The sequence below is a fragment of the Curtobacterium sp. MCBA15_005 genome, assembly GCF_001864855.1.
In the GTDB taxonomy this organism is placed as follows: domain Bacteria; phylum Actinomycetota; class Actinomycetes; order Actinomycetales; family Microbacteriaceae; genus Curtobacterium; species Curtobacterium flaccumfaciens.
The window spans coordinates 305,837-326,613 of record NZ_MJGL01000056.1; the positions used below are offsets into that span (position 1 = coordinate 305,837).

The 20,777-nt window shown below is 70.7% G+C and carries 21 protein-coding genes; 13 read left to right on the forward strand and 8 right to left on the reverse strand.

The genetic code is table 11. The features are described 5' to 3' along the window. Positions 1-38: 38 nt before the first annotated feature. The 6 genes from BIU89_RS15145 to BIU89_RS15170 all read left to right on the forward strand — a co-directional run bounded on the left by BIU89_RS15145 (position 39) and on the right by BIU89_RS15170 (position 7,347). A complete protein-coding gene (locus tag BIU89_RS15145) occupies positions 39-1,337 on the forward strand; it encodes an ABC transporter substrate-binding protein (RefSeq protein WP_071247798.1) in 1,299 nt (432 codons plus the stop codon). Between the two features lie 12 nt (positions 1,338-1,349). After that, the gene (locus BIU89_RS15150; protein WP_071247801.1) at positions 1,350-2,294 is read left to right on the forward strand and encodes a carbohydrate ABC transporter permease; all 945 of its coding nucleotides are present in this window, start codon (positions 1,350-1,352) and stop codon (positions 2,292-2,294) included. After that, positions 2,294-3,208, forward strand: a complete 915-nt coding sequence (locus BIU89_RS15155) for a carbohydrate ABC transporter permease (protein ID WP_071247803.1) — start codon at positions 2,294-2,296, stop codon at positions 3,206-3,208. The genes BIU89_RS15150 and BIU89_RS15155 overlap by 1 nt, the downstream gene beginning before the upstream one ends. A gap of 101 nt (positions 3,209-3,309) precedes the next feature. Beyond that, positions 3,310-4,968 carry a glycoside hydrolase family 13 protein gene (locus tag BIU89_RS15160; RefSeq protein WP_071247956.1) on the forward strand — a complete coding sequence of 553 codons (1,659 nt, stop codon included), beginning with the start codon at positions 3,310-3,312 and terminating at the stop codon, positions 4,966-4,968. Positions 4,969-5,194: 226 nt separating this feature from the next. Beyond that, positions 5,195-6,130 carry an ABC transporter ATP-binding protein gene (locus tag BIU89_RS15165; protein WP_071247805.1) on the forward strand — a complete coding sequence of 312 codons (936 nt, stop codon included), beginning with the start codon at positions 5,195-5,197 and terminating at the stop codon, positions 6,128-6,130. Next, the gene (locus BIU89_RS15170) at positions 6,127-7,347 is read left to right on the forward strand and encodes an ABC transporter permease (RefSeq protein WP_071247806.1); all 1,221 of its coding nucleotides are present in this window, start codon (positions 6,127-6,129) and stop codon (positions 7,345-7,347) included. The genes BIU89_RS15165 and BIU89_RS15170 overlap by 4 nt, the downstream gene beginning before the upstream one ends. 35 nt (positions 7,348-7,382) lie before the next feature. Here the strand turns inward: BIU89_RS15170 and BIU89_RS15175 are convergent, their stop codons facing one another. The 4 genes from BIU89_RS15175 to pnuC all read right to left on the reverse strand — a co-directional run bounded on the left by BIU89_RS15175 (position 7,383) and on the right by pnuC (position 9,595). Next, on the reverse strand, positions 7,383-7,691 hold the full coding sequence (locus BIU89_RS15175; protein ID WP_071247809.1) for a winged helix-turn-helix domain-containing protein: 309 nt from the start codon (positions 7,689-7,691) through the stop codon (positions 7,383-7,385). Next, positions 7,688-8,122, reverse strand: a complete 435-nt coding sequence (locus BIU89_RS15180) for a chemotaxis protein CheY (RefSeq protein ID WP_071247812.1) — start codon at positions 8,120-8,122, stop codon at positions 7,688-7,690. The genes BIU89_RS15175 and BIU89_RS15180 overlap by 4 nt, the downstream gene beginning before the upstream one ends. Positions 8,123-8,206: 84 nt before the next feature. Next, positions 8,207-8,839, reverse strand: a complete 633-nt coding sequence (locus BIU89_RS15185; RefSeq protein WP_071247816.1) for a hypothetical protein — start codon at positions 8,837-8,839, stop codon at positions 8,207-8,209. A gap of 90 nt (positions 8,840-8,929) precedes the next feature. Next, the gene (pnuC, locus tag BIU89_RS15190; RefSeq protein WP_035808802.1) at positions 8,930-9,595 is read right to left on the reverse strand and encodes a nicotinamide riboside transporter PnuC; all 666 of its coding nucleotides are present in this window, start codon (positions 9,593-9,595) and stop codon (positions 8,930-8,932) included. 393 nt (positions 9,596-9,988) lie between these two features. Between pnuC and BIU89_RS15195 the strand changes: the two genes are divergently transcribed. From BIU89_RS15195 to BIU89_RS15220, 7 genes are all read left to right on the forward strand, one after another. Beyond that, on the forward strand, positions 9,989-10,543 hold the full coding sequence (locus BIU89_RS15195) for an alternate-type signal peptide domain-containing protein (RefSeq protein WP_071247818.1): 555 nt from the start codon (positions 9,989-9,991) through the stop codon (positions 10,541-10,543). A 45-nt stretch (positions 10,544-10,588) separates the two neighbouring features. Beyond that, positions 10,589-11,167, forward strand: coding sequence for a TasA family protein (locus tag BIU89_RS15200; RefSeq protein WP_071247820.1), 579 nt, complete (start codon positions 10,589-10,591; stop codon positions 11,165-11,167). Continuing rightward, positions 11,164-12,060 (forward strand): hypothetical protein, encoded by an 897-nt coding sequence (locus tag BIU89_RS15205; RefSeq protein WP_071247824.1) that lies wholly within the window; start codon positions 11,164-11,166, stop codon positions 12,058-12,060. The genes BIU89_RS15200 and BIU89_RS15205 overlap by 4 nt, the downstream gene beginning before the upstream one ends. Then, positions 12,057-12,872, forward strand: a complete 816-nt coding sequence (locus tag BIU89_RS17835) for a signal peptidase I (protein ID WP_254791658.1) — start codon at positions 12,057-12,059, stop codon at positions 12,870-12,872. The genes BIU89_RS15205 and BIU89_RS17835 overlap by 4 nt, the downstream gene beginning before the upstream one ends. After that, positions 12,838-13,269 carry a hypothetical protein gene (locus BIU89_RS18270; protein WP_111029933.1) on the forward strand — a complete coding sequence of 144 codons (432 nt, stop codon included), beginning with the start codon at positions 12,838-12,840 and terminating at the stop codon, positions 13,267-13,269. The genes BIU89_RS17835 and BIU89_RS18270 overlap by 35 nt, the downstream gene beginning before the upstream one ends. 136 nt (positions 13,270-13,405) lie before the next feature. Continuing rightward, positions 13,406-14,725: a GNAT family N-acetyltransferase gene (locus BIU89_RS15215; RefSeq protein WP_071247830.1), complete on the forward strand. Its 1,320-nt coding sequence runs from the start codon at positions 13,406-13,408 to the stop codon at positions 14,723-14,725. After that, positions 14,725-15,192 (forward strand): DUF2087 domain-containing protein, encoded by a 468-nt coding sequence (locus tag BIU89_RS15220; RefSeq protein WP_071247833.1) that lies wholly within the window; start codon positions 14,725-14,727, stop codon positions 15,190-15,192. Before BIU89_RS15215 ends, BIU89_RS15220 begins: the two co-directional genes overlap by 1 nt. Positions 15,193-15,386: 194 nt before the next feature. Here the strand turns inward: BIU89_RS15220 and BIU89_RS15225 are convergent, their stop codons facing one another. Genes BIU89_RS15225 through BIU89_RS15240 form a run of 4 tightly spaced genes read right to left on the reverse strand, consistent with a single transcriptional unit; the run spans position 15,387 to position 20,744 of the window. Beyond that, entirely contained in the window at positions 15,387-16,391 is a 1,005-nt protein-coding gene (locus BIU89_RS15225; RefSeq protein WP_071247836.1) for an ABC transporter permease, read from the reverse strand. Beyond that, positions 16,388-17,323 carry an ABC transporter permease gene (locus BIU89_RS15230; protein WP_027466174.1) on the reverse strand — a complete coding sequence of 312 codons (936 nt, stop codon included), beginning with the start codon at positions 17,321-17,323 and terminating at the stop codon, positions 16,388-16,390. Before BIU89_RS15230 ends, BIU89_RS15225 begins: the two co-directional genes overlap by 4 nt. Further along, positions 17,320-19,080, reverse strand: coding sequence for a dipeptide ABC transporter ATP-binding protein (locus BIU89_RS15235; protein WP_071247839.1), 1,761 nt, complete (start codon positions 19,078-19,080; stop codon positions 17,320-17,322). Before BIU89_RS15235 ends, BIU89_RS15230 begins: the two co-directional genes overlap by 4 nt. After that, positions 19,077-20,744, reverse strand: a complete 1,668-nt coding sequence (locus BIU89_RS15240; protein WP_027466173.1) for an ABC transporter substrate-binding protein — start codon at positions 20,742-20,744, stop codon at positions 19,077-19,079. Before BIU89_RS15240 ends, BIU89_RS15235 begins: the two co-directional genes overlap by 4 nt. Between the last annotated feature and the right edge of the window lie 33 nt (positions 20,745-20,777).

Below are 20,777 nucleotides of genomic sequence, written 5' to 3' on the forward strand. Positions count from 1 at the left end.
AACGGCAGGGACGCCGGGTCCGGACGGACGGAGACGACGTGCAAGCACACGCCACCGCCAGGAGCGCAGCATCGGTCAGCCGACGCGGGTTCCTGCTGGGAGCGGGCGGCATCGGAGCGGGCCTCGCGCTCGCCGGATGCGCCCCGATCGGGTCCTCGAGCGCCAAGCCGGAGACCATCACGTTCTACGTGTCGAAGCCCGAGGTCATCGGCTACTTCGACGACGTCATCGCGCAGTTCCACCAGAGCCAGTCGAAGGTCCGGGTCGTGCGCGACTCGACCTCGAGCATGTCCGCGAACTTCGTGCGGAACCGGCCGCCGGACCTCGGCTGCTGGAACTACAACTTCTCGGTCGTGCCGTTCGTCGAGCACGGCGCGCTGACCGACCTGTCCGACCTGCCGCAGGCCGACACCATCAACCCCGACCTGTGGCCGCTCATGGAGCAGACCGCCGACTACCCCGGCCGGAAGAGCGCCCTGCCGTACTCGGTGACGGCGGCGTCGGTGATCTACAACAAGGCGCTCTTCGCGCAGCAGGAGCTCGACGTCCCGACGACGTGGAGCGAGTTCGCCGACGTGTGCGAGCGCCTGACCAAGGCCGGCATCGCGCCGATCTACGGCACGTTCAAGGACAACTGGACGATCGCCCAGGGCATGTTCGACTACTCGATCGGCGGCATGATCGACACCCCGGCGACCTTCGAGGCGCTCCGCCGCGAGGGCACGAACGTCGGCAAGGGATCCGCCGTCTCGTTCGAGCGCGACCTGCGGAAGCCGATGGAGCGCATGGTGCAGCTCCGCGCCTGGCACCAGGACGGCGCCGCGAGCCGCGGGTACGGCGACGGCAACCTCGCCTTCGCCCAGGGCAAGGCGGGCATGTACCTGCAGGGACCGTGGGCCCTCGGCGAGATCGCCAAGACCACGAAGGACATGGACCTCGGCACGTTCCCGCTGCCCGTCACCGACGACCCGGCCGACCGCAAGGTCCGCGTGAACGTCGACCTGGCGCTCTGGATCCCGGAGGCGTCCCGCAAGCAGGAGGCCGCCCGCGAGTTCCTGTCGTTCCTGATGTCCAAGCGGGTCAACGACGAGTACAACGCGGACAACAACGGCTTCGGGGTCCGCAAGGACGCTCCACCGGCGTCGAACCCCGCCCTCCGCGGCATGCAGTCGTACTACGACGACGCAGCCTTCTACCTCGGCGCCTCGCAGCTCATCCCCGCCGAGATCCCGGTCGCGAACTACGCGCAGTCGATCGCCTTCGGCGGCGACCCGCAGCGCCAGCTCCGCACCCTCGACGCCGACTGGGCGCGTCTCGCGCTCCGCACGGCCGCGTAAGGAGACGTCCGAATGGCAACCACGACCACCGAATCCATCACGACGGCGGACCGCCGCCGCCGTGGCGGAGCCGCCACGGGCCTCCAGGCCGGACGACGCAAGCCCCGCGTCGACCCGCTCTTCCTGGCGTTCCTGCTGCCCACCCTGGTGCTCTTCACGCTCGCCATCACGCTGCCGGCGGTGATGGGCATCGTGCTGAGCTTCACGAACTCCGTCGGCTTCGGCGAGTTCCGCTTCACCGGGCTCACCAACTACATCGCGGTGTTCTCCGACCCCGCGATCCTGCAGGCGTACCTGTTCACGCTCGGGTTCTCGCTCGTCACCGTGATCGTCGTGAACGCGATCGCGTTCCTGCTGGCCATCGCGCTCACGTCGAAGATCCGCGGCAAGATCGCGCTGCGTGCGGTGTTCGTGCTGCCGATGGTGATCTCGGGGATCGTCATCGCCTACGTGTTCTCGTTCCTGTTCGCGAACAGCCTGCCGGCCTTCGCCACCGCGATCGGCTTCGGGCCGCTCGAGCAGAGCATCCTGGCGAACCCCGACCTGGCCTGGCTGGCGATCGTGGTCGTCACCGCCTGGCAGGCGATCCCGTCGACGCTCCTCATCTACATCGCCGGCGTCCTCTCGATCCCCGGCGAGGTGTACGAGGCAGCCGCCCTCGACGGTGCCAGCGCCTGGCGGCAGCTCGTCTCGATAACCGCACCGCTGACCGCGGGCTACATCCTCATCAACCTGGTCATCGGGTTCAAGAACTTCCTGAACTCGTACGACATCATCGTCGGCCTGACCGACGGCGGCCCCGGCACCTCGACCACCAGTGTCGCGATGTCGATCTTCAAGGGCTTCAACGGCGGCGACTACGCCTACCAGATGGCGAACGCCACGATCTTCTTCGTCATCGCGGTCGTCATCGCCGTGATCCAGCTGCGGGCGACCCGCGGGAAGGCAGCGCTCTGATGTCCCTGCAAGCACCCCTGCGACCGGGGACCACCGCGACCGGCAGCATCCGTTCCGTCGACGCCGACCGGTCCTCCGGCTCGGGCAAGGCCGGCCGCGGTCGTTCGAACTGGCCCGTCACCGTCGTCCTCGTGCTGTGCGCGCTGTCGGTGCTCGTGCCGCTGTACGTCACCCTGACGATGGCGTTCAAGACCACCGGGCAGGCCGTCGACGGCAACGCGTTCTCGCTGCCGGCACCGTTCAGCGTCGACGGCTTCGTGCAGGCGTGGCAGCTGACGGACTTCCCGCGGGCCTTCGCGGTCTCGGTGTTCGTCGCCGCGATCACCGTCGTCGGCACGATCCTGCTCGCCTCGTTCACGGCCTACGCGATCGCCCGGAACTGGGACCGGCGACTGTTCCGCTGGTCGTTCTTCTACCTGCTCGCGGCGATGTTCCTGCCGTTCCCGGTGCTCGCACTGTCGCAGGTGAAGCTCACCGGGCTCGCGCACCTGGACAGCCCGCTCGGCGTCGCGATCCTGCACGTCATGTTCCAGCTCTCCTTCAGCGTGCTGCTCTTCACGGCCTTCCTGCGGTCGATCCCGGCGGAGCTGGAGGAGAGTGCTCGCATCGACGGTGCGAGCACGGGGCAGGTGTTCTGGCGACTCGTGTTCCCGCTGCTGGCACCGATGAGCGCCACCGTCGGCATCTTCGCGTTCCTCGCGTCCTGGAACGACTTCGTGATGCCGTCGCTGATCACCTCCGACCCGGCGCTGCAGACCCTGCCGGTGCTGCAGCAGATGTTCCAGACGCAGTTCAGCAACAACTACAACGTGTCGTTCGCCTCGTACCTGATGGCGATGGCCCCCGCGATCATCGTCTACCTCGTCACCCAGCGGTGGGTGATGGCCGGCGTGACCCAGGGCGCCATCAAGTGACCGACACCGCCGGTGCGGACCCGACCGCGATCGCCGGTGCAGACCCGACCGGCACACACCCCTCGAACCCTTCGAACCCCTCGACCCACGAAAGGCCCGACGTGACCGACACCCTCGCCCAGCCCGCCACCACCTCGCACGACGAGACCTGGTGGCGCCAGGCCAGCGTCTACCAGATCTACCCCCGCTCGTTCGCCGACGCGAACGGCGACGGCATCGGCGACCTGCCCGGCATCACCGAGCGCGTGCCGTACCTGGCCTCGCTCGGCATCGAGGCCGTCTGGCTCAGCCCCTTCTACCCGTCCGCCCTGGCCGACGGCGGCTACGACGTCGACGACTACCGCGACGTCGACCCGCGCCTCGGCACCCTCGACGACTTCGACCGGATGGTCGAGGCACTGCACGCCGCCGGCATCCGGGTGATCGTCGACGTCGTCCCGAACCACACGAGCGACCGACACGAGTGGTTCCGCGAGGCCCTCGCAGCACCCAAGGGCTCCCCCGCCCGCGACCGCTACGTGTTCCGCGACGGCAGCGGACCGTCCGGCGAGGACGCCCCCGCCGACTGGATCTCGATCTTCGGCGGGCCGGCCTGGACCGCCGTCGGCGACGGCCAGTGGTACCTGCACAGCTTCGCGAAGGAGCAGCCCGACCTGAACTGGGCGAACCGCGAGGTCCGCGACGACTTCCTGCACACCCTGCGCTTCTGGTCCGACCGCGGCGTCGACGGGTTCCGCATCGACGTGGCCCACGGCCTGGCGAAGGACCTGGGCGAGACCCTGCCCACCTGGGCCGAGCTCGCCGAGATGCCGAAGGACGGCACGCACCCGCTCTGGGACCGCGACGACGTGCACGAGATCTACGCCGAGTGGCGGACGGTCTTCAACGAGTACACGCCGGCGCGCACCGCGGTCGCCGAGGCCTGGGTCCCCGCCCACCGGCGAGCCCGCTACGCCAGCGCCGACGGACTCGGTCAGGCGTTCAACTTCGACCTGCTCGAGGCCGACTTCGACGCCGGACAGTTCCGCACGATCATCGAGTTCAACCTCGGCCTCGCCGAGCAGTCCGGCTCGTCGACCACGTGGGTGTTCTCGAACCACGACGTCGTCCGGCACGCCACCCGCTACGCCCTGCCGCCCCGCGCCGGTGGCACCGACAAGCAGGGCAGCGCGTGGCTGCTCGCCGGCGGCTCCCAGGACGCGCTCGACCGGTCGCTCGGCCTGCGCCGCGCACAGGCCGCCACGCTGCTCGAGCTCGCCCTGCCCGGCTCCGCCTACCTGTACCAGGGCGAGGAGCTCGGCCTGCACGAGGTCGGTGACATCCCGGACGCCGACCGCCAGGACCCGGCGTTCTTCCGCAACCCGGGCGTCGACGTCGGTCGTGACGGCTGCCGCGTGCCGATCCCGTGGACGCGCACCGGCTCGTCGTTCGGCTTCGGTCCGGACGGTTCGCACCTGCCGCAGCCGGCGTGGTTCGCCGACTCCAGCGTCGAGGCCGAGGACGCCGACCCCGACTCCACCCTGAACCTGTACCGGAAGGCGCTCGGCCTGCGTGGCCAGCTGCAGTCCGAGGAACAGCTCGAGTGGATCGAGACCGGCCGCGACGACGTGCTCGCGTTCCATCGGCCGAACGGCTGGACCAGCGTGACGGTCTTCGGCGACGAGCCCTTCGCGCTGCCGGCCGGCGAGCTGCTGCTCGCCTCGGCCCCCGTGGTCGACGGTGCCCTGACGGGCGTGGGGACGGCCTGGTTGCGTTCCTGACGCGACGCTCGCGCCCTGGGCGCGACCGGATGACGGACTGGAGGCGCGGTGCCAGCTGGCACCGCGCCTCCAGTCCGTCGCCCCCCGCGTCTGCCCGCGTCTGCCCGACGGAAACTGGCGTACCTGCCGGAACCGGGCGTACCGGGTCGAAAGTTCTCACCAGGTACGCCCGTTCTCGCATCCCATCGCGGCCGTTCTGGGAAGGAAGTCCCGGTAGGGTCGCCGCATGAGCGGGGCGAGCATCAGCGTGCAGGACTTCGTGATGCGGTTCGGCGACCGCAACGTGGTCGACGGGCTGTCGTTCGACGTCGCCCCCGGTGAGACGTTCGGGCTGCTCGGCAGCAACGGCTCCGGCAAGACCACGACGATCCGGGCCCTGCTCGGCATCACCACCCCGACGGCGGGCACGCTGACGATCGACGGCCGCCCCTACCGGCCGGCCACCGGCGGCATCGGCTACCTGCCCGAGGAGCGCGGGCTGTACCGCAAGGAGTCCGTCATCGACGTGATGACCTACTTCGGGCGCCTGCGCGGGCTCCGTGGTGCCGAGGCGACCGCGTGGAGCATGGACTACCTGGCCCGGGTGGGGCTCGCCGACCGCGCGAAGCTGCGCGTCGACAAGCTGTCCGGCGGGCAGCAGCAGAAGGTGCAGCTCGGCATCACGATCATGGACCGGCCGCGGCTGCTCATCCTCGACGAGCCGACCAAGGGACTCGACCCGGTGAACCGGCGGCTCCTGCTCGACCTGGTCGACGAACGGAAGGCCGACGGCGCGACCGTGGTCCTCGTGACGCACCACATGGACGAGGTCGAGCGACTCTGCGACCGCATCCTGCTGCTCAAGGACGGGCGGGCCGCCGCGTACGGATCCGTGCCCGACGTGCAGGACGCCTTCGGTGGCGCCGTCGCCCGCGTGGGGCTCGACGGCCCCGTACCGAAGTCGTCGCTGTACCGGCTCGCCCGCCACGAGGGGCACGTCGCCTACCTGGTCCCGACCCAGGCCGCCGCTCCGGACGGTGCGGACGTCCTGGCGGAACTGGTCGCGGCCGGGGTGCACGTCACCGCGTTCGAGATGCGCCGGATCCCGCTCGACGAGATCTTCGTGCAGGTCTACGGGCACGACGCCCTCGCCGCTGCGTCGTCGGACGGGGCAGCGGCATGAGCAACCTCGGCACGGTCGTCCGGTTCGAGTTCGTCCGCGCGGTGAAGAAGCCCGCGTTCTGGATCGGCACGCTCGCGCTGCCGGTCGTCATCGTGGTCGTGTCGCTGCTCGTCGGCATCGGGCAGGCCGCCGGCACGAACTCCGTGGTGTCCGGGTCGTCCGCCACGAAGACCCCGTTCCACTACGTCGACGAGTCCGGCCTGGTGTCGGAGTCCGTGGCGGCGAAGTGGGGTGGGACGCCGTCCACCGATGCCGCCGCCGACCGTGCCGCCGTCCGGTCCGGTGACCTCGACGCCTTCATCGCGTTCCCGTCGTCGCCGTCCACGACGGCCATCCGGGTCGACGCCGCCGACCGGGGGCTCTTCGCCAACGGCGTGTACTCATCGCTGGCCGAGCGGGTGCTCGAGCAGAGCGTCGCCGCCTCGGTCGACGACCCCGAGACCGTGGAGCTGCTCCGCAGTCCACCCGCCGCCGACGTCACCACCTACGCCGACGGGCGGGTCGCACCGGGCTGGTTGTCGGTCGTGCCGCCGTTCCTGTTCGTCGCCGCGTTCTTCGGGCTCGTCATCCTGCTCGCCGCCCGGATGGTCACCGTCGTGGTCGAGGAGAAGGAGAACCGGATCTCCGAGATGATCCTGACCACGGTGACCGCGGGCGATCTGATCCGCGGCAAGGTCATCGCGATGCTGCTCGTCGGCTTCGTGCAGGTCAGCGTGTTCGTCGTGCCCGGCCTGGTCGGGCTGCTCGTCGCCCTGCCCTTGGTGTCGTCGCAGCTCGGCGGACTGACGGTCGACCCGTGGCGGATGGTGACCGGGGCGCTGCTGCTCGTCGGCGGGGTGCTGCTGGCGTCCGGGCTGTTCGTCGCCGTCGGGGCCGCCGTGCCGTCGATCAAGGACGCCTCGGCCCTGCAGTCGGCGGCGATCTTCGCGCTGATCATCCCCCTGTACGCGGCGTTCTTCGTGATGACGACGCCGACGTCGCCCGTTGCGCAGTTCTTCACGTACTTCCCGACCTTCACGCCGATCACCGCGATGGTGCGGAACGCCGTCGGGGCCCTGACCGTGGCGGAGTCGGTGGTCTGCATCGTCGAGGTGTTCGTCGTCGCCGGGCTGCTGCTGTGGTTCGCGGAGTACCTGTTCCGGCACTCGGTCGCGCAGTACGGGTCGAAGGTGACGGTGCGGCAGGTGTTGTCGTGGCGGCGGGGCCGGCGGGGCTGATCCCGCTGATCAGCCGGCGGGGCTGATCCCGCTGGTCAGCCGGCGGCGATGCGGCGGAGCGCGTCCAGGTGGGCGGCCCAGACGGCCCGACCCGTCGCGGTCAGGGTGACCGACGTCCGGGGCGTCTTGCCCACGAAGCCCTTCCCCACCGACACGTAGCCGGCCGCCTCGAGCGCGGAGACCTGCTTGCTCAGCACCGAGTCGCTGACCTCGACCGCGTCGCGCACCTCGCGGAACCCGAGGGTCCCGGCGCGGGTCAGGGCGGCGATCACCGAGAAGCGCACCGGGTGCTGCAGCAGGTCGTCGAGCTCGTGCCGGGGATGCACCCGGTCGGTGGTGCTCACGAGCGGGCCTCGCGTGCCGCACAGACGAGCGCGACGAGCAGCACGAGCCCCGAGGTGACGCCCGACCAGAGCACCGAGCCGTGCACCCACCCGACCACGGCGATCGCCGCCAGGTAGGTGACCGCCCAGCTGACGATGTAGACGGTCCAGCGGCGGCTCCGGGCGAAGGCCGAGCGGCCGCGGATGCTCACCATGAAGAACACCACCAGGGCGAACAGGGCGACGAGGGTACCGACGTAGACGGCGGCGAACGCGTCCCCGGTCGTGAGCCCCATGCCGAGCGTGCCGAGCGACGTCGCGACGCCGAGCGCGGTGATGAACGTGACGTACGGCCAGCGGACGGCGTCGTGCGCTCGTCGGCCGATCCGGTCCGCCTGGTCGAGCAGTCGGGCCGCCTCCGCGGGTCCGGGTCGTGCGGTGGTGTTGTCCATGGTGTCCCCTCTCGTTGACACCAGTGTCGCAAGGACTTTCCGGTTTGGCAAGTACTTTCCAAACCGGATGAATCGCCACTGCACTCAGACGCGGACGGGCGCCTCGTCGAGGTCCCACGACGGGACGGCGTGCCGCTTCCATCCCTGGCGCAGGGTGTTCGCCGCGCGGTCGAACTCCACCAGGACGTCGATGTGCGGGCGGACCAGCATCTGGATCTGCAGCCCCTCGTAGACCGAGAGCAGCTGGGTCGCAGCCTGGTACGCGGGGATGCCGGCCTCTTCCGAGCCCTTGTCGAAGTCGCGCTGCAGCCCGACGGTCAGCTGCTCGGCGTACTCCTCGAACCGCTTGCGGAACAGTTCGGCGAACCCGGACTCCGAGCTGGCCACGGTGATCAGCCCCGCGAGCACCCGGACGAGCCCGGGGTCGGCGACGTCCTCGGCCAGGGTCAGACGGACGTGCTCGATCGTGCACGTGGGCGGGCTCTTCCGCCGGGTCCCCCGCAGCTGCGCCCACCGGTCGTAGGTGACCAGGAGCAGGGCGTGCCAGGTCGGGAACAGCCGCTCGACGGTCTCGATCGGGATGCCGGCCACCTCGGCGACGACCGCCGCGTCCACGGTGTCGAACGGGTGCAGCCGGTAGGCGCGGATGGCCGCGCGCACCGTGCGCTCTGCGAGGGACTCGTCGTCCTCGACGCGTTCGCCGTGCAGGGGTTCCATCCGACCATTGCAGCGCATTCCGGGCCGTTTGTCTCGTCCCAGAGCGGGGGCCGTGCTCCCGGCCGCGTCAGCGCGCCGCGAGCACGGCGGTCAGCCGACGGTGACGGGTGCCGCCGGAGGCCGCACCCGCTGGCGCATCCACACGAAGAACCCCGTCAGGGTGAAGACGCCGTAGAAGACGTACATCAACCCGGAGGCGTAGTACCCGGCGGAGAACAGCAGCGGAACGCCGACCAGGTCGACCGCCACCCAGATGAGCCAGAACTCGACCCACCCCTTCGCCATGCCGTAGGTGGCCAGCAGCGATCCGACGAAGATCCACGCGTCGCTCCACACCGGCTCGTAGGACCCGAGCGCACGGAAGACGGGGGTCAGCAGGGCGGTGCCGCCGATCATGCCGACGACGAGCAGCAGACGGGTCCGCCAGGAGGCCCAGCGCGGGTCGATCACGGTCGTCGCGTCCTCGGGGCGGTGCGTCCACCGGTACCAGCCGTAGATGCTCACGATGATGAACATGACCTGACGGCCGGCCTGCCCGAGCAGGTTGACGGGGTTCGGGGTGTCGAAGAGCGCCCCCATGAACACGGTGAAGAGCAGGGCGTTGCCGACCAGTCCGACCGGCCAGGCCCAGACCTTCCGGCGCATGCCCCCGAGGGCGCTGAGCAGCCCGAAGACGTTGCCGATCACCTCGCGCCAGAGCACCGTCTGGTCGCCGATGACGATCTGCGCGTCGAACAACCAGCGCACGATGTCCATGGGCCCTCCTCGTTTCCGGACGGTGCAACGACGCCGTGCGTACCGGCATTCCTTCTGTGATCGCTCTGCCAACGCGGAGCGCACACCCAGAAACCGGGGTACAACGCATGTCCTCCCTAGCGGGGACAAAAATGACCCCCGTTCTGGGGTCCGGGTGAACGCTCGTTCTCACTTGTCCGCACTTTGGGGGACAGCTAACGTCGACACCAGAGCGAGTCCAGCCCGCCCGAGCAGCAGCACATGCGCTCCGAGGCCCGGCGACCGCTCTCGGCACCGGTCAGCCGCGACCCCCTCCAACCACTGGGTCGATGACAACCTCCCCACCGGACACGACGCCCGAATGTCCCCGGTGGGCTTCAGCGTGCCACGAGCACGCAGGAACGGACCCACCCCATGCACAAGATCGTCACCGGTGCCATCGCCGGCGCAGCAGGCGTCGCACTCCTCCTCGGCGGCGCGGGCACGTTCGCGCTCTGGAACGCCAGCGCCTCGAGCGCCGCGTCCGCCGTGAGCGCCGGCACCCTGACGCTGAGCGCCAACAACGACGGTGCCTGGAGCGACATCACGAACGGTCGTTCCACCGCGATCGACCCGACGAAGGCCCTGATGGTCCCGGGCAACACGTTCCAGTTCACGCAGACGCTGAACATCGGTGCGACCGGCCAGGACCTCAAGGCGAACCTGACCTACGCCAACCAGAGCATCACCGGTGACGCCGCGCTGCTCGCCGCCACGACGAAGACGCTGGCCGTCACCTCGACGAGCGCCTCGGTGGTGCAGTCCTCGTCGAACACCAACACCTTCGTCGTCTCGCCGTCCTCGTCCACGTCGACCGTCAAGGTCGTCTTCACGGTGACGCTCCCCGCGTCGGCGACCACCGGTCAGGGCGGCTCGATCAACCTCAGCGCGCTGGCCTTCACGCTCACCCAGACCGCGATCGGTTCCTGATCCACCGATCGCACCCCACCGACCACGACGACCAGGAGCAGGCACATGACCGCCACACCGCGGACGACGGGACGCCACCGCGCGGCCCGACGGCACCGCTGGGTGTGGCCGGTCGCGCTCGCCCTGGTCGTCGCGGTCGGAACAGCACTCCTCGGCACCGGCGGCACGTACGCGCTCTGGAACGGGACCGCCAGCACGGCGGCCACCACGGTGCGCTCCGCCACGGCGACCGTCAGCGTCAGCAGCACCACGGCGATGAACACCGCGGTCCTCGGGCCGGGCACGAGCACCACCGGCACCTTCACGGTGCGGAACACCGGGTCGGTCCCGCTGTCGATGCGCGTCACGACGACGGCCTCGAAGTCGTCCGTCGCGGCGGCGACCGGTGAGCTGACGCTCCACCTCGTGATGGTGTCCTCGACCGCGAAGTGCGTGCCCGGGCTCACCGGCACGAGCGGACGGCTCGCCACCTTCGACACCGGTACCGGGTCGTTCACCCTGCCGGCCGGGGTCAGCGGCACCGCGTGCCTCGAGATGGCCCTCGACGCCGACGCCCCGCAGACCGTCGCCGGCGCCACCACCGACTTCACCCTCACCGTCACCGGAACGCAGGTCTCCGCATGAACTGCCGCCTCCGGCTCCTCGTCGCCGTGCTCCTCACCGCCGTGTTCGTCGGCGGTACCTCGAGCGCCGCGTGGGCACTGTGGAGCGCGGCGGGCACCACCGCGGCGAGCACCACGGTCGGCACGGTCGCGGCGTCGATCAGCGGCACGAGCGCCCTCACCACGGCGTTCTCGTCGAGCGTCACCTCGACGACGAAGCCGATCACCCTGACCGACTCGGGCACCCTCGCCGGCACCGCCACCACCACGGTCTCCGTCGTGTCCGGCAGCTCGACCGCGCTCGCCAAGGCCGTCACCGTCGTCGCCTGGCCGGTCGCCTCGACCGCGGGCTGCACCACAAGCACGGCCGTGGGCACCGGGTCCGTCACCGGCACCTGGGCCTCGCTGCCGAGCATGAGCGCGAAGCTCGCCGCCGGCACCTCCGCCGTCTGGTGCACCCGCAGCACCCTGCAGTCGTCGGCCCCGGCCGGCTCGACCGCCAAGGTGAACGTCAACCTCACCGTCACGAGCGGCACCTGGACCTCGGGTGTCGTGGCGGGCGGCTTCACCCTGACCACCCCGGCAGCGGTCGTCGACACCACCCCCTCGCTGGTCTGCACCGACCACGGCGGCTGGTACGTCGAGATCCGCTGGGACGCCGCGAACCGCCCGGTGGACACCTGGTACGGGGCCTTCGTCGGCTCGACGCCGGTCGGGCAGAAGGCGCAGGACTACTCCGCGTTCATCACGATCGCGCCGCCGGACGTCCCCGCGAGCGCCGGCACCGCGGGCACGCTGACCGTCACCGTCAAGGTGCTCGACAGCGCCGGCAACCCCACGTCGACCGTCGCGGGTACCGGCAAGGTCACGCTCTTCACGCAGGACAACGGGGCGGCGATCCGATGCGGCGCATGAGCACCCCCACCCCGCGCACCGGCTGGCGCGCCGTCGTCCACGCCGTCGTGCTCGGTCTCAGCACCGGGCTCCTGCTGCTCGTCGCCGCCCTGGCGGTCGTGCTGATCGTCGTGCCGAAGGCCACTGGCTCGATGCCGCTCACCGTCCTGACGCAGTCGATGGAGCCGACCCTGCCGCCGGGGACGCTGCTCGTGGTCCGTCCGACCCCGATCGACGACATCCGGGTCGGCGACGTCGTCACCTACCAGATCGTGTCCGGCCAGCCCGCGGTCGTCAGCCACCGCGTGGTCTCGGTGTCGTCGTCGTCGGACGGCGAGCGGACCTTCGTGCTCAAAGGCGACAACAACGCCGAGGCCGACCCGGCACCGGTCACCGCCGTGCAGATCCGTGGCGTGGTCTGGTACTCCGTGCCGGAGATCGGCATCGTCAACCAGGTCGTCAACGGGTCGCGGAGCTGGCTCATCCCCGCGGTCGCCGGCGTGCTCCTGACGTACGGTGCGGTGATGATGACCGCGGGCTTCGTGAGCGCCGCACGTCGTCGCCGCGCCGGCACCAGCCGCGCCCGCACGAGCCGCGTCGGCACCAGCCACGGACGACGCAGCGCGGCGCACCACGTCGAGCGGACCACCACCGAGAACAGGGCCGAGACGACGACCACCACCCGGTCTAGGCTCGGTGGACGTGACGGACGGAGTGCAGCGGGCGCGGGAGCTCCTCGACGCGGCGGCCCGGCGGCTCCGCGCCGCGGGCGTCCTGGACGAAGCACTCGGCGAGTACGTGCAGCCGAAGGCCGTCCTCGGGATCCGTCGTGACCCGACGATGCGGCCCCTCGGCCGGGTGTGGCGGGTCGGAGCGCTCCTGATCGGGTCGTCCCCCGAGACCGCAGGCCGTGTCTGGGCCACCGGGTCGATCACCCGCGTCACCGAACCCGGTCGGTCGCAGTACCAGTCGGTCTCCGCCGAGGTCCGTCGCGCCTACCGAGCCGCCGCCGCGAAGGGGCACTTCGGCGCCGGTGACACGGTGAACCACGGCGCCGTCCCGATCCCCGTCGACGACTCCCTGGTCGGCGCCGAGGGCGTGCTCGTCGTCATCGACGACGTGCCGTCGGTCCGGTGGTCCCCGACCGCCGGCGCCGCAGTCCCCCTCGCCGACTACCTGGACGACCGCGTCGGGCTGCTCGTCGATCCGCCGCGGGGCGCGACCGACTGACGCGGCACCGGGCACGGGCCCTGAACCGGCCGACCCCACACCGCAGCCCGTCCGCCGGACGCGATCCGGGCCTCCAGGCTGACCGGACCGACCACGCGCCTGTCGCGACGTCACCCGGTCCCGATAGTGTCGGAACGTGAGCAACGAGGCATTCGACGACCGCTACGAGCTGCGCGAGTTCGCGCCCGGGACGGACGACAAGGGGGCACCGAACGCCGAGACGGCAGCGTGGATGCAGGCCGTCGGGATGGGCTTCCACGAAGCCGACCCCGACGCCGAGGGCGCAGCCCGCATGGCGTCCCACTTCATCGCCGACGAAGAGACGTTCCTCGGGGTCTACGTGCGCGAGCCGTTCCCGGGGTCCGTCGACGAGACGTGGCCTGCCGGCACGTTCACGTGGTTCCGCAAGGCGCTGAGCTGGGGCGACGGCTCCTCCGTCGACACGCAGGCGATCTCCGCGGTCACCGTCCGCCCGACCGAGCGTCGCCGCGGCATCCTGCGCCGGATGATGACGCACGCGCTCGAGCGCGGGGTCGCCGAGGGCTACGCCGTCGCGTCGCTGACCGCGTCCGAGGGCACCATCTACCGCCGCTTCGGCTTCGGCTGCGCCATCCGCGAGCGTGCCGTGCACGTCCGCCGCGAGCGCGCGCTCCCCCTGCTCGCTCCGACCTCCGGCACGGTGTCGGTCGTGACGCCGCAGTGGCTCGCCGACGGCCCGGGCAAGGCGGTCTTCGACCGGTTCCACGTCCGCACCCCCGGCTCGATGGTCCGCAACACCGGCACCTGGCCGATCGTGTTCGGCCTGCTCGGCCACGACGGGCAGAAGGCGAAGGACGTCCGCGCGGCGGTCCACCGTCCCGACGGTTCCGACGAGATCGACGGCTACGTCACCTGGCGCGTCAAGGAGGACCGCGGTTCCGACACCGCACTCGAGATCGTCGACCTGGTGTACGCGGACGACCAGGCCTACACCGCCCTGTGGGAGTTCCTGCTCTCGGTCGACCTCAACGACGTCGTGAAGTACAACCGCTCCCGCCTCGACGACCCCATCGTCGCGGCGCTCGGCGACAACCGTGCGTACGACGTCGACCACGAAGAGGACCACGTCTGGCTGCGCGTGCTCGACGTGCCCGCGGTGCTGGCCTCGCGGCCGTTCGCCGTCGACGGGTCGCTGACACTCGGGGTCACCGACGCGCTCGGCTTCACCGCCGGCACGTACCGCCTCGACGTCCAGGAGGCCCGTGGCACCGTCACGCGCATCGCCGACGACGTCGACGTGGCCGGGTCTGACGTCCAGCTCGACGTCGCGGAGCTCGGTGCGCTGCTGATCGGCTCGGTCTCCCCCGTCACGTTGGCCGCCGCGGGGCTCGTCCGCGCTGCGGACCCGGCGTCGGTGGAGCTGCTCCGCGCGATGCTGCTGCCGCCGCGGACGCCGCACGGCATCACGTACTTCTGATGGACGTCGGCCGCGTGGTGGGGCGCGCGCGTCAGGTCGTCTCCGTCCTGGCGTCACCTGCCCTGCGTGCGGCCGCGCTCGGTGGGAGTCCCGTCGATGACCGCACCCGAGCTGCGATCGACTCGTTCGACTGGCTCACCGACGAGGGTCCCGACGCGTCGGTGCTCGGCCGGACTTCACGCGAACTCCAGCGACTGCAGTCGCCGGCCGCGGTGCTCGAGTTCGACCGGATCGAGCGGATGCCGGTGAAGGACGTCGATCGACATGCGCTGTCCGTCCGGATCGTCGAGCTCGTGTTCGAGCGACTCGGACCGGACCGAGCCGTGCCGGAGGCCGTCCTGAACGCGGCCGTCGGCATGTTCGCGACCGATGTCTCCGTCGTGCGCCGGGATGCCGTGGACCTCGGCGTCCTGACGCGCACCGACGACGGTTCGGTCTACCGGTTGAGGGTCGACCGCCCGGCCTGAAGCTGCTGGCCCGTTCCGCCTCGTGCGAGGTGAACAACCTCGCACGGTGCGAGGGGCAAGCGCTCTGGTGCGAGGTTCCCGATTCCGTGGCAGGCGGACGCGCTCGCACGGAGTACGGAACCTCGCACCACAACAGCGGCGGGACACCGGACCTCGCACGGTGCGAGGCTCGGCACCTCGCACCGTGCCGCGCCCTACGCCCGGCGCCGCACCCGCGGGTCGACGAACGCGTAGACCACGTCGACGATCACGTTCGCCGTGACGATCAGCAACGCCGAGAACAGCGTGAAGCCGACGACCACCTGCAGGTCGAGCGTGTGCACCGCGTCGATGAGCAGCGCGCCGAGGCCCTGCATCGAGAACACCTTCTCGGTGATGACGGCACCACCGAGCAGCGACCCGAGGTCGAGTCCGAACAGCGTCACCACGGGCAGGATCGCCGTCCGGAGCCCGTGCCGCACGACGACCTGGCGCTCCCGCAGCCCCTTGGCACGGGCGGTCCGGACGAAGTCCTGCGACATCGACTCGAGCATCTCACCACGGGTCAACCGGGCGTAGATCGCAGCGCTGATGAAGGCCAGCACGCACCACGGCAGGATCAGGTGGGTGAACCAGCCGACCGGGTCGTCGCCGAAGGCCACGTACCCGCTCGTCGGCAGGATCCCGAGCACGAACCCGAACAGCAGGATGCCGAGCAGCCCGACCAGGTACGCCGGGGACGAGACACCGGCGACCGCGACCGTCATCACGGTCCGGTCGACGAAGGTGCCGCGGCGCAGTGCCGAGACGGTGCCGCCGAACACCCCGGCGACGAGCCACAGCACGGCGGCGCCCACGGCGATCGAGGCCGTGACGGGCAGGCGCGCCAGGATCAGCTCGGTGACGCTCTCGTGCAGCTGGAACGAGTACCCGAAGCACGGTGCCGCGCACTCGATGACGCTGTTGCCGCTGCCGAAGGTCCGGCCGGTGAAGATGCCGGCCAGGTAGGCCCCGAACTGTGCGAGCCAGGGCTTGTCGGTACCGAGGAACGCCTGGACCTCTCGCAGCCGGTCGGGCGTGCAGGGCTTGTCGCAGATCGCCCGGGCCGGGTTGGTCGGCAGGAGCATGAAGAGCGCGTACGTGATGGCCGCGACGACGAGCAGCACGACGGCGGCCCCGAGCACGCGGATCGCGAGGAACCGCAGGGTGGCGGCGTTCACGCGGTGCCCCCTCGTGGGTCGAGGGCGTCGCGCAGGGCGTCACCGAGCACGTTGAAGGCGAGGGTGATGAGGAACAGTGCGGCTCCGGGGAACACGAGGTACATGGGATCGGTCTGCACCCAGCCGATGGCGTCGCCGATGCTGCGACCCCACGACGGCGTCGGCGGGTTGACGCCGACGGCCAGGAACGAGAGCGCGGCCTCGGCACCGATCATCGACGGGATCGAGATGGTGGCGTAGACGGTGATCGTCGCGGCGAGGTTCGGCAGCAGCTGCGTGCGGATGACGTGCCAGCGCCCGGCGCCCATCGCGGTGGAGGCGACGACGTAGTTGCGGCTGACGAGCGACAGCGTCTGCCCCCGCACGACACGGGCCACGGCCGGCCAGCCGAAGAACCCGATAACGAGCACGACGAGCACGGGCTTCGGGAACGTCGACGGCACGATCGCGGTCAGGGCGATCATGAACACGAGCGACGGGAACCCGAAGATCACGTCGACGACCCGCGAGAGCACCCGGTCGTACCAGCCGCCGAAGAACCCGGTCGTGACACCGACGAGCACGCCGATGACGATCGACACCAGGGTCGCGGCGAGTCCGATGCCGAGCGAGGTCCGCGCACCGTACGTGACGATCGAGAACAGGTCACGCCCGGTCAGGGGCTCGACACCGAACCAGTGGTCGCCGCTGATGCCGCCGCCGGCACCCCGGGGCGCACCGAACGAGTTGAGGGCATCGATGTCGTACGAGTACGGGTCCTGCCCGGACAGCTTCGCGATGAGCGGGGCCGCCACCGCGACCACCAGGAACACCGCGATGACGACGGCCGAGGCCACCGCCCAGCGGTCCTGCCGGACACGTCGCACCACGGCCCGGAAGCCGGTCGTGCGGCCGGACGGTGCGACCGGACGGTCGACGACGTTGGCCGTCACGAGGCCACTCCTTCCCACGCGCGCCACGCCTCGCGGCGAGCGGCTTGTCGCACGGGGTCGGCGACGGGCGCTGCGGCGAGGAGCATGCGCGTGTAGTCCTGGTGCGGGTCGTCGAGCACGGCGTCGGTGCTCCCCCGCTCGACGACCCGGCCGTCGCGCAGCACGATCACCTGGTCGGCGAGCTGGCGGACGACGGCGAGGTCGTGGCTGATGAGCAACATGCCGAAGCCGAACTCCCGCTGCAGCCCGGCGAGCAGGTCGAGCACGGCGGCCTGCACCGTCACGTCGAGTGCCGAGGTCGGTTCGTCGGCGATGACGAGTGCCGGCCGCAGTGCGAGCGCACGCGCGACGGCGACGCGCTGCCGCTGGCCGCCGGACAGCTGGTGCGGGAACCGCTCGGCCCACGTCGGGTCGAGCTGCACGGCGGTCAGGAGTTCACGGACCCGTTCGGCTCGCTCGGCGGCGGAGTCGGTGCCGTGCACGAGCAGCGGTTCCGCGATGCTCCAGCCGATGGTCTGTCGCGGGTTGAGCGACGACGCCGGGTCCTGGAACACGATGCCGACGCGGCTGCGCAGCTCGCGCAGTCGTCGTCCGCGAGCGGTGCGCAGGTCGCTGCCGTCCACCTCGACCGAGCCGGCGACGACGGGCACCAGTCCCGCGAGCGCGCGCCCGATCGTGGACTTGCCGGAACCGGATTCGCCCACCAGGCCGACGGTCTCGCCGGCGTGCAGGTCGAGGTCGATGCCGGACACGGTCGGTCCGCCTCGGCGCGAGTACCGCACGGCGACGTCGCGCAGGCGCGCCACGGACTGTCGGGAGGCGCGACTCGCGTCCGCCTCGTCGCTCACCGCAGCGGTCTTCGCGCTGGGCGACACCTCACGCGCGCCCGGAGCCGTGAGCTGTCGGTGGGCGCGTGAGCCGGGCTCGCCGACCCGGGCGTCCGGGTCCGCAGCCGTCGTTGCGGAGCCGCCACGGGCCTCCAAGCTGGGGACGGCCGCGAGGAGCTCGCGCGTGTAGTCGGCGGTCGGGTGGGCGAATACCTCGGCGACGGTCCCGTGCTCGACCGGGTCGCCGCGGCGCAACACCAGCAGGTCGTCCGCGACGTCCGCGACCACGCCCATGTCGTGGGTGATGAGCAGCACGGCGAGGGAACGCTCGCGGCCGAGCCGCCGAAGCAGGTCGAGGATGCCGGCCTGCACGGTGACGTCGAGCGCCGTCGTGGGCTCGTCGGCGAAGAGTGCGACCGGGTCGCCGGCCAGGGCCATCGCGATCATCGCGCGCTGGAGCTGGCCGCCGGACAGTTCGTGCGGGTAGGCCTTCCGGATGCGCTCCGGGTCGGTGAGCCCGGCGTCACGGAGCAGTTCGTCGACGCGTGTCCGGACCCCGGCGCGGTCGAGCCCGGTCGGGTGGGCTCGGACGGCCTCGGCGATCTGCGTGCCGATCGAGAGGACCGGCGTGAACGAGTTCATCGGCTCCTGGAACACCACGCCGATGCCAGCCCCCCGGACGGCGCGGACCGTCTCGACGGGGGCACCGATGAGTTCCTCGCCACGGAACCGGGCGCTGCCCGACACCGAGGCCTGCGGCGGCAGGAGCCCGAGCACGCTCATGGCGCTGACGGACTTGCCCGAGCCGGACTCCCCCACCAGGGCGAGGACCCGGCCGGGCATCAGGTCGAAGGAGACGTCACGGACGACGGGCTCCGCGTCGCCGAACGCGACGCGGAGCCCCTCGACCTGCAGGATCGGTTCGGTCACTGCTTGAGCGAGACCTTGAGGTAGTTCGGGTACGCGGGGAAGTCCGCGATCTGGAAGTTCTGCACGTTCGAACCGGCGAGGAAGGACTGCTTCGCGTAGATCAGCGGCACGACCGGAGCGTCAGCCATGATCTTCTTGTCCGCCTGGGCCCAGAGCTTCTGCGCGTCGTCCTGGTCGACCGTGGAGCTCGCCTTCGCGATGAGGGCGTCCACCTCGGGGTTGCTGTACTTCGAGACGTTGTAGCCACCGCCACCGATCTGCGACGAGTCGTAGAGGGGCTGCAGGTTGGCGTTCGCGCTCGGGAAGTCCGGCTGCCAGCTCGACAGCGACAGGTCGAAGTCGGTGCCGTTGGTGGTCGCCTGCGTGAAGGAGTCGTAGTCGAGCGGCTTGAGCGTCACGGCGATGCCGGCACGCTTCAGGCCGGACTGCAGCGCCTGAGCCTGGGCGAGGTAGGTCGGGTCGTTCTGCGTCACGAGGGTCAGCTTCAGGTTGCTGACGCCGGCCTCCTTGAGCAGCTGCTTCGCCTTGTCGACGTCACCGGTGGCCTTCGTCTCGTACAGGTCGTAATCCTGGCGCCCGGCGATGCCCGGGGTGATGAGCGTCGAGGCGTACGAACCGGCGATCGCGCCGCCGGCGGCGATCCGGAAGGACTTGCGGTCGACCGCGTACTGCAGCGCCTGGCGGACCTTGAGGTCCTTGAGCTCACCGCGCTGGGTGTTGATCGCCATGTAGCTGATCGGGCCGGCCTTCGACGTGGCCAGGCGGTCCTGGGCGGCCGGGTTGCTGCGCACCTGGTTGAGCTCGGCGGCACCCAGGTAGATGGCGCCGAACGAGTTCTTGGCGTCGCCGTTGTCCGCGATCAGCGTCTGCGTCGCCGTGGACTGGTCCTGGCTCTCCTTGAAGACGATCTTCGACGGGCCGGCGGTGCGGACCTCGTCGGTCTTCGCGCTCCAGTTCTTGTTGCGGACGAGCGTGACCTGCGAGCCCTGCGTGTTCGACTGCACCTGGTACGGGCCGGACGCGACCGGCTTCAGGTCGTAGGCGCCGGTGTCCTTGCCGTCACCCTCGGGCACCGGCGTGAAGGCCGGCATCGACGCGAGCCACGGCCAGTCGCCGTACGCGTCGTTCAGCTTGAAGACGATGGTCTTGTCGTTCGGGGTCTCGATGCTGTCGAGCGACTTGCCGTCGAAGGGGCCCTTGTAGTCGGCACCGCCCACCAGGAGCGACTTGTGGTAGCTCAGGCCACCGCTCAGCGTCGGCGCGAACGAGCGCTCGATGCCCCACTTGATGTCCTTCGTGGTGATCGGCGTGCCGTCCTGGAACTCGACGCCGTCCTTCAGCGTGTAGGTCCAGGTCTTGCCGTCGTCGCTGGAGACCCCGGTGTTGGTCGCCAGGTCGGGGACGACCTTCGCCGTCTTGCCCGGCTCGACGTCCCACGTGGTGAGCCGTCGGGCGACGAGGCCCATCGACGTGATGCCGAGGCTCTGGCTGGTCGCGGGGTCGAGGTGGAACGAGGTCTGCGGCGTCAGGATGTTGAGCGTGCCGCCCTTCGCCGTGCCCTCGGCGCCGTCGTCGGACGAACCCCCACCCGAGCAGCCGGTCAGGACCAGGGCTGCTGCTGCGGCGACGGCCGCGGTGATCGTCAGGCGGTTGGGGCGTCTCATGACGGTGCTGCTCCTCGGGGAAGGGGGTCGCGA